This is a genomic window from Tepidiforma sp., assembly GCF_026419595.1.
Taxonomy (GTDB): Bacteria; Chloroflexota; Dehalococcoidia; order Tepidiformales; family Tepidiformaceae; genus Tepidiforma.
Window position 1 is genome coordinate 141408 of the sequence record NZ_JANZZD010000005.1, and the last position, 11584, is coordinate 152991.

General features: G+C 71.5%; 15 protein-coding genes, 1 tRNA gene and 1 pseudogene. 7 read left to right on the forward strand and 10 right to left on the reverse strand.

Features of this window, described 5'->3' with window-relative positions; genetic code table 11:
• The 3 genes from N2041_RS04640 to pyrR all read right to left on the reverse strand — a co-directional run.
• On the reverse strand, positions 1-399 hold a 399-nt coding region (locus N2041_RS04640), incomplete at its 3' end, for an amidohydrolase family protein (protein ID WP_297676289.1).
• Complete coding sequence (locus N2041_RS04645) at positions 396-1376, reverse strand: aspartate carbamoyltransferase catalytic subunit (RefSeq protein ID WP_297676291.1); 981 nt, start codon at positions 1374-1376, stop codon at positions 396-398. The genes N2041_RS04640 and N2041_RS04645, both read right to left, overlap by 4 nt.
• Positions 1369-1917 (reverse strand): bifunctional pyr operon transcriptional regulator/uracil phosphoribosyltransferase PyrR, encoded by a 549-nt coding sequence (gene pyrR / locus N2041_RS04650; protein ID WP_297676293.1) that lies wholly within the window; start codon positions 1915-1917, stop codon positions 1369-1371. The genes N2041_RS04645 and pyrR overlap by 8 nt, the downstream gene beginning before the upstream one ends.
• Positions 1918-2144: 227 nt before the next feature.
• Here pyrR and N2041_RS04655 point away from each other — a divergent pair, with 227 nt between their 5' ends.
• Positions 2145-2753 (forward strand): TetR/AcrR family transcriptional regulator, encoded by a 609-nt coding sequence (locus tag N2041_RS04655; protein ID WP_297676295.1) that lies wholly within the window; start codon positions 2145-2147, stop codon positions 2751-2753.
• 61 nt (positions 2754-2814) lie between these two features.
• The gene (locus N2041_RS04660) at positions 2815-3216 is read left to right on the forward strand and encodes a J domain-containing protein (protein ID WP_297676297.1); all 402 of its coding nucleotides are present in this window, start codon (positions 2815-2817) and stop codon (positions 3214-3216) included.
• Between the two features lie 19 nt (positions 3217-3235).
• Here N2041_RS04660 and N2041_RS04665 read toward each other — a convergent pair whose 3' ends face one another.
• The 4 genes from N2041_RS04665 to N2041_RS04680 all read right to left on the reverse strand — a co-directional run bounded on the left by N2041_RS04665 (position 3236) and on the right by N2041_RS04680 (position 6464).
• Positions 3236-4591: an AarF/ABC1/UbiB kinase family protein gene (locus N2041_RS04665; protein ID WP_297676299.1), complete on the reverse strand. Its 1356-nt coding sequence runs from the start codon at positions 4589-4591 to the stop codon at positions 3236-3238.
• 89 nt (positions 4592-4680) lie between these two features.
• A complete protein-coding gene (locus N2041_RS04670) occupies positions 4681-4992 on the reverse strand; it encodes a hypothetical protein (protein ID WP_297676301.1) in 312 nt (103 codons plus the stop codon).
• 78 nt (positions 4993-5070) lie between these two features.
• A complete protein-coding gene (locus N2041_RS04675) occupies positions 5071-5886 on the reverse strand; it encodes an SDR family NAD(P)-dependent oxidoreductase (RefSeq protein WP_297676302.1) in 816 nt (271 codons plus the stop codon).
• A gap of 11 nt (positions 5887-5897) precedes the next feature.
• Positions 5898-6464, reverse strand: a complete 567-nt coding sequence (locus tag N2041_RS04680) for a cob(I)yrinic acid a,c-diamide adenosyltransferase (RefSeq protein ID WP_367187684.1) — start codon at positions 6462-6464, stop codon at positions 5898-5900.
• Between the two features lie 81 nt (positions 6465-6545).
• Here N2041_RS04680 and N2041_RS04685 point away from each other — a divergent pair, with 81 nt between their 5' ends.
• Positions 6546-6782 (forward strand): hypothetical protein, encoded by a 237-nt coding sequence (locus N2041_RS04685; protein WP_297676306.1) that lies wholly within the window; start codon positions 6546-6548, stop codon positions 6780-6782.
• Positions 6783-7024: 242 nt separating this feature from the next.
• Here N2041_RS04685 and N2041_RS04690 read toward each other — a convergent pair.
• Both N2041_RS04690 and N2041_RS04695 read right to left on the reverse strand, forming a co-directional pair.
• A tRNA-Leu gene (locus tag N2041_RS04690) sits at positions 7025-7108 on the reverse strand.
• Position 7109: 1 nt separating this feature from the next.
• Positions 7110-7529, reverse strand: coding sequence for a Fur family transcriptional regulator (locus tag N2041_RS04695; RefSeq protein WP_297676307.1), 420 nt, complete (start codon positions 7527-7529; stop codon positions 7110-7112).
• An 81-nt stretch (positions 7530-7610) separates the two neighbouring features.
• On the opposite strand from N2041_RS04695, the gene N2041_RS04700 reads away from it, so the two are divergent.
• Positions 7611-8066: a chemotaxis protein CheW gene (locus N2041_RS04700; RefSeq protein ID WP_297676309.1), complete on the forward strand. Its 456-nt coding sequence runs from the start codon at positions 7611-7613 to the stop codon at positions 8064-8066.
• Here N2041_RS04700 and N2041_RS04705 read toward each other — a convergent pair.
• Positions 8039-9043, reverse strand: a complete 1005-nt coding sequence (locus N2041_RS04705; RefSeq protein WP_297676310.1) for an MBL fold metallo-hydrolase — start codon at positions 9041-9043, stop codon at positions 8039-8041. The two genes, N2041_RS04700 and N2041_RS04705, sit on opposite strands and share 28 nt — an antisense overlap.
• A 76-nt stretch (positions 9044-9119) precedes the next feature.
• Here N2041_RS04705 and N2041_RS04710 point away from each other — a divergent pair, with 76 nt between their 5' ends.
• From N2041_RS04710 to N2041_RS04720, 3 genes and pseudogenes are all read left to right on the forward strand, one after another.
• Positions 9120-10103, forward strand: coding sequence for a MoxR family ATPase (locus N2041_RS04710; RefSeq protein WP_297676312.1), 984 nt, complete (start codon positions 9120-9122; stop codon positions 10101-10103).
• Between the two features lie 3 nt (positions 10104-10106).
• Complete coding sequence (locus tag N2041_RS04715; protein ID WP_297676314.1) at positions 10107-11318, forward strand: DUF58 domain-containing protein; 1212 nt, start codon at positions 10107-10109, stop codon at positions 11316-11318.
• A pseudogene (locus N2041_RS04720) lies at positions 11315-11584 on the forward strand (hypothetical protein); the annotation flags it as partial. The gene N2041_RS04715 and the pseudogene N2041_RS04720, both read left to right, overlap by 4 nt.

The window sequence follows — 11584 nt, forward strand, 5'->3', positions numbered from 1 at the left end:
TTCCCGCCCGCGGGTGATGCAGCCGATGGGCAGGATGCGGACGCGGCCGTCGCGCCGGAACCGTTCGAGGATGCTTTCGAGCACCGGCCCGCAGTCGGGCGCGGGCCGGGTGTTCGGCATCGCGCACACGGTGGTGAAGCCGCCCCGGAGCGCCGCCTCGGTCTCCGTCGCGATCGTGCCCTTCTGTTCGAAGCCCGGCTCGCGGAGGTGGGCATGGAGGTCCACGAAGCCCGGCGCGACGAGGCAGCCGCGAGCCTCGAGGATGCGCGCACCGGCCGCCTCGATGCCGGGCGCGAGGTCGGCGATGCGGCCCCCGTCGACGAGGACGTCGAGGACGGCGTCGATGCGCCGGGCGGGGTCGATGACGCGGCCGCCGCGAATCAGGATGCGGTCGGTCATGCTCGGCTCCTCGCGGCGATGAGGTACAGGAGCGCCATGCGGACGGCGACCCCGTTGGCGACCTGCTCTTCGATGAGCGACTGCGCCCCGTGGGCGACCTCCGGCGAGAGTTCGATGCCTTCGTTCATCGGTCCGGGGTGCATCAGCAGCGCGCCGGGCTTCGCCTTCCGCAGCCGAGCGGCGTTGACCTGGTAGCGGGCGATGTACTCGCGGAGGGAGGGGATGAGGCCGCGCTGCTGGCGCTCCTTCTGCATGCGGAGCGCCATGACGACGTCGGCGCCCTCGATCGCGGCATCGAGGTCCGTCGTCACCGCGCATCGGCGCCCATCGGCTTCCGGGACGAAGTAGCGGGGCAGCAGTGTGGCCGGCCCGCAGAAGGTGACCTCGGCGCCGTACCTCAGGAGCGTCCACGCGTTCGAGCGGGCGACCCGGGAATGGAGGATGTCGCCGACGATGACGACCCGGCGGCCTTCGAGCGTGCCGAGATGCCGGGTCATGGTGAACAGGTCGAGGAGGGCCTGGGTCGGGTGCGCGTGGGTGCCGTCGCCGCCGTTGATGATGGCCGCCGCGGTGTGCCGCGCGGCCAGGTGCGGCGCCCCGGAACGGTGGTGGCGCATGACGATGACGTCCGTGCCGATCGCTTCGAGCGTCCGGACGGTGTCGATGAGCGTCTCGCCCTTCTCGACGGAGGAGCCGGACGCGGTGAGGTTCACCACGTCGGCGCCGAGCGCCTTCGCGGCGACTTCGAAGCTGGCCCGCGTCCGGGTGCTCTGTTCGTAGAAGAGGGTCGCGACCGTCGTCCCGCGCAGGGTGGACACTTTCGAGACCGGGCGGGAGCGGACTTCGCGCATGGCGCGGGCGGTCTCGAGGATGAGGTCGATCTCGGCCCGGCTGAGCGTGTCGGTATCGAGGAGGTCTTTTCGGGTCCAGGCGGCGCCTTCGGTGCTGGCGGGCTCGGCGGGCGGAGCATCAAGCACTTGCGGCCTCCTCCCCGTAGACGTAGACGGCGTCCTCCCCGTCGGTCTCGCTGAGCCGCACCCGCACGCGCTGGACGAGCGCGGTCGGGATGTTCTTGCCCACGAAATCGGGGCGGATGGGCAGCTCGCGATGGCCGCGGTCGATGAGGACGCACAGGCGCACGCGGGCCGGCCGCCCGAAATCGAGCAGGGCATCGAGCGCGGCACGCGCCGAGCGGCCGGTGAACAGCACGTCGTCGACGAGCACGACCGTCTTGCCGTCGATCGGCACCGGAATGTCAGAGGGGCGGACCGGCGGCGGGGCGCCGCGGCGGGCGACGTCGTCGCGGTAGAGGCCGATGTCGAGCGACCCGACCGGGACATCGACGCCTTCGAACTCGCGAATCGCCGCGGCGAGCCGGCGGGCGAGCGGGTAGCCGCGGGAGAGGAGGCCGACGAGGACGAGGTCGGCAGTGCCGCGGTTGCTCTCGATGATTTCGTGGCCGAGCCGGCGGATCGTGCGGCTGATCTCCTCGGGGCCGAGGTAACGCGTCGCGCTCACGAAAAACGCCTCCCCCGGCTGGCAGAGAAGGCGCAGATGCTCGCAAACCTGACGCCGGGCATGCCGGCACCTCCTCCCTTGGCGGCCTCACGGGACCACCTTAAAGGGTTTCTCGAAACATACACCCCGGCCGCCGACGGCGCCAGCGCCGGCGCATGACCCTGCCGCCGGCCGGCCGTATACTCCCCTTACCCGCAGCTTCCGACCTTTCAACCCGGAGCACTCCCGTGTCGTCGACCCCTGGCCCGGACCAGGCGAAAGAGCCCGACGTTCGCGACCGCATTTTCGCGAGCGCGCTGCGCCACTTCTCGCAGAAGGGGTATGCGGCGACGTCGCTGCGCGAAGTTTCGGAGGACGCCGGCACGACGAAGCCGATGATTTACTACTACTTCGGCTCGAAAGAGGGACTGTACGCCGGCATCGTCCGGCAGATCCTCGAAGAGATGGCCGAAACTATCCGCGCGCAGCTCCCCGCCGAGGCGCCGGTAACCGAGCAGGTGCTGGCCTACTGCGAGCGGTATCTCGATTACTTCCTCCAGCAGGAGGAGATCATCGCGCTGGTGCTGCGCGAAGTGTTCGGGCTCGGTGGGGTGCCGATGGCGGAGTTTTCGCAGGCGCTGGGCGAGCGCGTGCGGCTCCCGCTCGATGAAATCCTCGCGCGCGGCATGGCGTCGGGGCAGCTGCGGCAGGACTCGGTGCCGCTTTGCGCGACGGCCATCACCGGCATCATGAACATGTTCATCCTCGCGCACGTCTTCGGCGGCGCCCCGATCGACCGGGAGACGCCGCTCCGGCAGGTGCGCTACTACATCACCGGGCTCGCCTGCCCTTCCTGACGCCGCGCCGGCCTCATCTTTTCGCGCTGCCTGCCGTCTTATCCCTGTAGGGAGGCATGCGATGGCAGAGTCACGCCTCGTCGACTATTACTCGATCCTCAACCTGCCGCCGAAGGCTGATCTCGCGGGCATCGAAGCTGCCTACGCGCGCCTCTCCGACGACCTGATGCGCCAGTCACAGTACGACGAGTCGGCGCGCGAGGCGATGCAACGGCTGAACGAAGCGTACGCCGTGCTTTCGAAGCCGGAGCTGCGGCGGGAGTACGACCGCGCGTTCTTCCGGGCCGAGCTCGAGCGGCTCGAACGGGAGGCTCGCGCCGCCCAGCGGCGGCGCACCATCGCCGGCAACGTGCTCGTCGGTGCGCTCGGGCTCGTCGTCGCCGTGCAGGCGGCGGCGCTGCTCTACCTCGGGTGGGACAGCGCGACCGGCCTCTTTCGCGCCATCGCCGACTGGCTGATGTAGGTGCAGCGGTTCGCGGAAGTCAGCCCGCGGCTTCGCCGGCCGGGCGCGCGTCGAGCAGCCGCGCCTGTTCCTCCGCGTAGGGCGTGATGGTGTCGAACATGTTGACCCGGCTGTCGAGCCGCTTCTGGAGGCCGCTCATGAGCCCCAGCACGCGGAAGATGAGCAGGATATCGCCGGGGATCTCCGTGACCGGGTTGGCGTTGAGGATGCGCGCCAGCCGCTCGTTCACCTCGGGCATCACGTCGGCGTCGATGTACGGCTTCTGGTCGGGCCCGGCGGCTTCGAAGAACGACTTGCCGAGGGCGATGAGCGATTCGGGGTCTTCGGATTTCGTCTTGAAGCCGATCGCGCGGAAGGCGCGGACCATCTCCTCCTCGTCCTGCCGCAGCATCGCCACGACGAGCCGGGCGTAGTTCAGGCGGAAATCCTCCGGCAGCTCCTTCGAAAGGCCGAAGTCGAGGAAGACGACGACCGGCCCCGGCAGCACGAGCAGGTTTCCCGGGTGAGGGTCGGCGTGGAAATAGCCGTGGACGAGGATCTGCTCGCAGTACGCCTCGGTCATGATCAGGGCGACGTGGTTCGGGTCGATGCCCTGCGCCAGCAGAGCCGGGATGTCCGAGATTTTCGTCGCCTCGATGAACTCGGTGGTCAGCACGCGGCGGGCGGTGTACTCCCAGTAGACCTTCGGGATGCGGATGTCCGGGCGGTGGGCGAGATCGCGCGCGACCCGCTCCGCGCTCTGCCCTTCGAGGACGAAATCGAGCTCGCGCGGGATCTGCCGGTTGAGCTCCTGCATGATGACGCGGAAGTCGAAGTTCGGTTCGATCCGGGCGAGGATGCGGACGAGGATCGAGATGTTGCGGAGGTCCGTCTCGAGCACGCGGTCGATGCCCGGGTACTGGACTTTGACGGCGACGTCGTGGCCGTCCTTCGTCCTCGCGCGGTGGACCTGCGCGAGCGACGCGGAGGCGATGGGCGCGCGGCTGAACTCGGCGAAGATGGCGTCCGGATGGGCGCCGAGCTCGCGGCGGACCTGCTCGGCAACCTCGCGGAATGGCCGCGCCGGGACGCGGTCCTGCAGCCGGCTGAGGACGCTGATGTACTCCGGCGGGGCGACGTCAGCGCGGCTCGAGATGAACTGGCAGGTCTTGATGAGCAGGCCCTCCATCCGGGTCGCCAGCGCGTAGATGCGCCGGGCGGCGGAGAGGTGGGCGTTCGAGAGCCGGCGTTCGCGCTCGGCGGGGTCCTTCGCCGGGAACTTCTGCAGCCGCTTGTAGGTCAGGTAGATGACGACGAACGTCCAGCCGACGTCCACGAAGCGGCGGATGCGCTGGGGCCAGGGCAGGGGGCGCGCGCCCGTCAGGGTCGTTGCCATCGCCTTCCACCTTAGCAAGCCGGCGCACGGAACGAGGAAAGGCCGCCCACGTGCGGGCGGCCCTCCCGGTCATGCGCCTCGCGCGGTCGTCAGGCCTTGAGGGAGATGCCGTCGACCTTCCACGAGCCGGCGACGTCCTTCCACCGGGTCGCGATCGTCCGGGAGCCGGCATCGGAGGACATGACGATGTCGACGAGGTGGTCTTCCCCCTCCTGGCCCTGGAGCTCGACCGAGATGGTCGGGGTGCCCGTCGGCTGCGGGCCGCCGGCGGCCTGCATCTGGGACTGGAGCGCCATCGCCTGGCCCATGCCGTTCGGGGTGAAGGCCATCATGAGGCCCGCGATGTTCTGGTTGACGAGGTCCTTCGCGAACTGTTCTGCCGCTTCCTTGAGATCCGCCATGGTTCGTACTCCTTGTTTCCCGGCCGGTAGGTGTGGGGGCTGCCGGGAACGCTAAGCGTAGAGAGCTGTCACCCGGTGTCAAGCGCTGTTCGTTGACGAACCGCCAGCGGCCCCGAACATCGGCCGGAACTGGTGGAGCAGGTCCGGGCCCTGCCGGAGGTGGTGGCCGCCGTCGGCGGCCACGACCATGCCCGTAATCCAGCTCGCTTCGTCGCTCAGCAGGAAGGCGGCGGCCTGCGCGATGTCGTCCGTCGTGCCGAGGCGGCCGAGGGGCATCCGGCGGAGGTACTCGGCGACCGTTTCGTCGTTGGCGACGAGCCCGGCTGCGAGGTCGGTCGGCACGAGGCCGGGGGCGACGGCGTTCACGCGGATGCCGAGCTCGCCGAGGTCGTCGGCCGCGCAGCGGGTGAGCATGTTGAGGCCCGCCTTGGCGGCGCAGTAGGCGGTCATCCAGCGGTGGGTGTGCGTGCCGGCGATGGAGCTGATGTTGACGATGCTTCCGCCCCCGGAAGCGGCCATCAGCCGCGCCTCCTGCTGCATCACGCGGTAGACGCCCGTGAGGTTCGTTTCGATGACGCGGACGAACTCGCTCACCGGGCCGTTGAGGACGCTTCCGATCGTGCCCGTGCCGGCAGCGTTGACCGCGAGGTGGAGCGCGCCGAAATCGCGCGCGACCTGTTCGAAGGCGGCCGCGACCGAGGCATCGCTGGCCACGTCGCAGACGGCGAAGCTCGCCGCCGGGCCGAGCCGGGCGCAGGCCTCGCGCAGCACCTGCTCGCGGCGGCCCGCGATGACGACGCGCCCGCCCCCGTCGACGATGGCGCGGGCGCAGGCGAAGCCGATGCCGGTGCCGCCGCCCGTCACGAACCCGATTTTCCCGTCGAACCGTCCCATCGGTGGCCTCCTCAGTACTTCCGGCTGTCCCAGGTGATGTCGCCGATGCCGGCGAGCTTCGCCTGGTAGCGGGCGGCGACGAACAGGAAGTCGGAGAGGCGGTTCAGGTAGGGGATGACCTGCGCCCCGACCGGCTCCTGGCGGGAGAGCGCAATCACGCCGCGCTCTGCCCGGCGGCAGACCGTCCTCGCGACGTGGAGCTGCGCCGCGGCGAGGTCGCCGCCGGGGAGGATGAAGCTCGTCAGCGGCTCGAGTTCTTCGTTCCACTCGTCGATCCACTGCTCGAGCTGTTCGACGTGGCGGGGTTCGATGCGCGGCACGGGCAGCCGCTCCTTGTCCTCCTCGAGGATGCAGAGGTCCGACCCGAGGTTGAAGAGCACCTGCTGGATGACGTGGAAGCGCTCCCGCATGGAGGGGTGGAGGCCGGCGGCGACGGCCACGCCGATGACGCTGTTCAGCTCGTCGACGGTGCCGTAGGCGTCGATGCGGAGGCTCTCCTTCGGGACGCGCTGGCCGCCGCCGAGCGCAGTCGTGCCGGTGTCGCCGGCGCGGGTATACACGCGATTGATCCTGACCATGGTCACCTGCGCGGGGTTGGCTTTCGCGGAGTGCGGGCGCTCGGCAGAATGAGGGGCGAATCGCACCAGCGGGGAGCCCCGATGACGAACGCCGAGCCGCAGCGCTGCATCCGCTGCCACGCAGTCTACACGTCGCCGCCGCACATCATGGCGGGCAGGAAGTACTGCTGCGCGAGCTGCTCGGTCGGGTCCGCCTGCGAGCACCAGGGCATCCGCCGGCCGGCTGAGGTGCGCCGGTTCGACACGATGTTCGAGCCCTTCCGGCAGGTCGCGCATTCGGCCACGCCGTATGAGCAGGACGTCGCGCCCGGCCGCTGACGTTCCCGTCCGGTTCCTGCCGTTCGTAACGAACAGGCGAAAAATTCACCAGGCCACGTTGCATAAGTCGCGTCCCGGCGGCGCCGACCGGGGTAGAGTGCCGGGCCGAGGGGCCGGCGCCGGACCGAGCCCGGTGCTCGACCCGCCAGCCCGGTAGCGCCGCAGAGCCGCGCGCGCCCGCCCGCGCGGGAGCCCTGCGCGGCGCCGGCCCTCGCTCCGACGACGTACCGGCCGGGTTCAGGTGGTGCCGGGGGAGGGATTCGAACCCACATGCCTCGCGGCCGCCGGGTTTAAGCCGGCTGCGTCTGCCATTCCGCCACCCCGGCGTCAGAGGCCGCCCGCCGCGCAGGAGCGGCAGACGCCGTAAAGCTCCACGGCGTGTCCTTCGAGCGTGAAGCCGTGCGCCCGCGCCTGCTCCTGGATGCGGGCATCGAGCTCGAGGTCCGTGAATTCCGTGAACTGCCCGCACCGCCGGCAGACGAGGTGGTGGTGATGCTCTCCTTCGCTCAGCTGGTAGCGGACGCTCCCGTCTTCGAGCGGTACGCGACAGAGGAGGTCCAGTTCGTGGAGGAGCTTGACGGTCCGGAAGACCGTCGCCCGGCCGACGCCGGGCAGCGATTCGAGCAGCTCTTCGACCGTGAACGGCGCGCTGGCGGATTCGATGGCGCGGAGGACGGCGCGGCGCGGCGCCGTCGACCGGAACCCGATGGTCTCGAGGCGCGCGTTCGCCAGTTCGGTAAAGCTCACGTGACAATCGTAGCAAAGGGCCTTCGGCGTGCTCCACGGGCCCCGGCGGGTGCCGATACCTGCGGTGGGAGGTGGAGTTCCATGGTGCACCGGGCCTTGCCGTCCGAACCCGTCCAATGCGTGATCTTCGCGGCAGGGGGCAGCCGCCACGCGCTGCCGATCGATGCCGTGCGGGAGATCCTCGTGCCTGGTCCGCTGACGCCCGCGCCGGGGGCGCCGGCCGGGGTGCTCGGGCTCACCCAGGTGCGGGGGCACGCCCTCCCCGTGGTCGACCTCGCCGCACGGCTCGGGTTCGCTCCGACGCCCGCGACCGCCGACCGCCGGCTGGTCGTGGTCGCGGCCGGGCAGGAGACCGCGGCCCTGCTCGTGGATTCGGTCGACGAAGTCGCGACCATCCCGGCGGGGGACTTCGAGCTCGTCCGCCTGCCGGGCGGGCGGGAGCACCTCGTCCTCAAGCGGCACGGCGACCTCGTCGGCTGGATCGAGCCCGGGGAGGTCGTCGATGCCGGCTACGAGCGCGGGGCGCTCGCGGCCTGAGCTGCCTGCCAGCGGCCGTCCTCGAAGACCGCCAGTCCCTCGGCTTCGAGCCCGTCGAGGAAGCCCTGCACGGTTGCCGCGATTTGCCAGAAGCGCCGCCTGAGGGCGCGCGGGTAGAGGCGCTCCGCGATGCGGTAAAGGGGCAGCGGGCCGTCGCTGCGGAGCACCTCGAGCGTGCGCGCCATCCGCTGCTCCGCCTGCTCGATGTTGGCGGCGATGACGGCCCCGACATCCCCGAACGGCTCGCCGTGGCCGGGGAAGCAGCGCACCGGGCGGAGCTCGCGCAGCCGCCGGAGCGCCGCGAGGAAGGCCGGGAAGCTGCGGAAGCGCCAGTCGGGGCCGCCGGCGCCGTGGTGGGCCTGCAGCGCAGGCGTCGGGGTCAGGCCCGGCAGGAGCTGGTCGCCGGAGAAGAGCCAGCCCTCGGATGGCAGCCATGCGACGGCGTTGCCGGGCGTGTGCCCCGGGAGGTGGAGCAGCTCGAGCCCGGGCACCCGGACCTCATCGAGCGGCAATCGGGGCGAGAACGGCCGGTAGCGCAGGCCGGACGGCCAGCGCCGGTCGCGGCCGCCCGGCGGGTAGCCTTCCCCGGCCCGGGACGCGCGGGTCCACGCCCGGCGGGCGGCGATGGCGGCGGCTGCCTCTGCTGCTACCTCCGGCGGCGCGCCGCACTCTTCCGCGAACCGCTCGAGGGCGGCGAACTCCGCGTCCGATGGCGCCTCGCCCCGCGCGAGCGGCCAGTCGGACGGGTGGAGGGCGACGGGCACGCCCTGCTCCTGCCACCAGCCGCCGAGCCCGGCATGGTCGAGGTGCCCGTGCGTCGCCACCACGGCGTCGGGCAGCCGGCCGCCGAGGGCATACTCGAGTTCGGCCGCCGCGCCGCGGTAGTCGGGCCCGGTGTCGATGAGCACCCGGCCGCCGTCGTGGTCGAGCAGGTAGACGGTGTTGTCGCCGAGGCGGACCGGCTGGACGCGCGCCACGATCGGGCAGTCTACGGAGGTGCGCCGCTACACCGGAATGCCAGCCTTCCCGCCGGGGGCGTAACATCGCGCCACCATGAACGAAGCATCCCTCGACCAGCGCCTCAGCCCGGCGGAGGCGGCCGCCATCCGGGACACCGCGGAGCGCCTCCGCGCCAACGTCGAACGCGTCATCGTCGGCCAGCGCGAGGTCATCGACCTCGCCCTCGTCGCGCTCCTTTGCGAAGGCCACCTGCTGCTCGAGGACGTGCCGGGAACCGGGAAGACGACGCTCGCGAAAGCGATCGCCCGCTCGCTCGACTGCTCCTTCAAGCGGATCCAGTTCACGCCGGACCTGATGCCCAGCGATATCACCGGCATCACCTACTACAACCAGAAGCTCGGGGAGTTCGTGTTCCGGGAGGGGCCGCTACTCGCGCAGGTGGTGCTCGCCGACGAGATCAACCGTGCGACGCCGCGCACCCAGTCGGCGCTGCTCGAGGCGATGGAGGAGCGGCAGCTCACGGTGGAGGGCACGACGGTCCGGATGCCGGCGCCGTTCCTCGTCATCGCGACGCAGAACCCGGTCGAGCTGGAAGGCACGTTCCCGCTGCCTGAGGCGCAGCTCGACCGCTTCCTCCTCCGCCTCCGGCTCGGTTACCCGGGCGAAGATGAGGAGGACCAGATTCTCCAGCGGTTCGAGGCCGAGAGCCCGCTCGAGTCCCTGCGGCCCGTCATCGAGGCGCCGGCGCTGCTCGAGATGGCGGCGCAGCTGCGGAGGCTGCACGTGGCGCCGCCCGTCCGGCGGTACATCGTCCGGCTCGTGCAGGCGACCCGCGCCGAACCGGCGTTCGAACTCGGCGGCAGCCCCCGGGCGACCCTCGCGCTCTTCCGCGCGGCGCGGGCGCGGGCCGTACTCGAGGGCCGCGACTACGTCCTGCCCGACGATGCGAAGGCGCTGGTGCCGCACGTCCTCGGGCACCGGGTCATCCTTTCGACGCAGGCGCGGCTCCGGGGCCGCGACGTCGAGGCGCTGCTCGCCGAGGTCGTGGAGCGGGTGCCCGCGCCGATCGAGGGTTGACCGGTGCCGTTCCGGGATTCGTGGCCGTTCATCGGGGGCCTGCTCTTCGTCGTCGGATTCGGGGCGGGCCTGCCGCTCGTGGCGCTCGTGGGGCTCGGCGTGATGGTCATCGGCCTCGGCTCCCGCTGGTGGGCGAACCACCTGTTCGACCGAGTCAGGCTGCGGCGGCGGCTCGCGGAGCGGCGGGTGTTCCAGGGGGAGGCGGTCGCCTTCACGGTCGAGCTCGAGAACCGGAAGCTGCTGCCGCTCCCGTGGTTCGAATGGCGGCTCGCGCTCGGTGAACACCTCCGGGTGGCGGGTGAGCAGCTCGCGGCGAGCGCCGTCCCGGGGCTGCACTACCTCGTACGCCGGGGGGCCGCAGGCTGGTACTCGCTCGAACGCTGGCAGTTCACGCTCAGCTCCGAGCGGCGCGGCTACCACCCGGTCGGCCCGGCCTCGATGCGCTCGTCCGACCTCATCGGCGCGTGGCCCTCGCGGACCGAGGACGATGAGGTCGATCACCTCATCGTCTACCCGCGGGTCTACCGGCTGCCGGAGCTGGGGCTCCCGGCGGAGCGCCCGTTCGGCGACGTGCGCGGCGGGGAGCGGATTTTCGAAGACCCGCTCCGCATCGCCGGGCTCCGCGAGTACCGGCCGGGCGATCCGCTCCGGCGCATCGACTGGAAAGCGACGGCGCGGTCCGGCGAGCTTCGCTCCCGGGTCTACGAACCTTCGGCGACCCGCCAGCTCTACGTCCTCCTGAACGTCGATACGCTCGAGCACGCGTGGGAGGGGTACATCTCGGATGAGCTCGAACGGCTGGTGTCGGTGGCGGCTTCGGTCATCACGTGGGCGGCCGGTGCGCGCTACGCGGTCGGACTGCTCGCCAACGGCGCCTACCCCGACGCTGACCGGCCCATTCGCCTGCCGCCCTCCCGTGCGCGCGACCAGCACGCTCGGCTGCTCGAGGCGCTCGCGGTCATCCAGCCGCTGACGATGGGCGACCTCGCCGGGGCGATCCGGCGGGAGAGCGGCAGGCTCGAACGGGGCTCCACCATCGTGGCGGTCGCGGCGCTGGTGCCGCAGGCGCTCGCCGACGCACTGGAACGGCTCGCGAATGAAGGGCACCGGGTCCATCTGCTCGCGACGACCGACCGCGCGGCCCGCGCCGATATCCCGGGCGTCCAGTCGGCGCGGGTCGGCGGCGCCTTCCAGGCTGCGGAGGTGCTCGTGTGATCGCCGCTGCCGCGATGGGGGCCGCGCTGCTCGCCGATGCGCTGGCGCTGGCCGCCCTCTCGGCGCTCGTCAGCCTGGCGTTCGCGGCCGGGAGCCCGTCGGCCGGCTTCCCGCTGCTGCTCCTCCTCGTGCTCGCGGGGTTCTTCGCGCCGCGCCTCGCCGGGGCCTGGCTCGAACCGGGGCGGGCGACGCTGGCCGCGGCCGGGGCCGCGCTCGCGCTCGTCCTGACCGCTGCGAGCCTCACCGGCGCCGGCGACCTCTCGGGC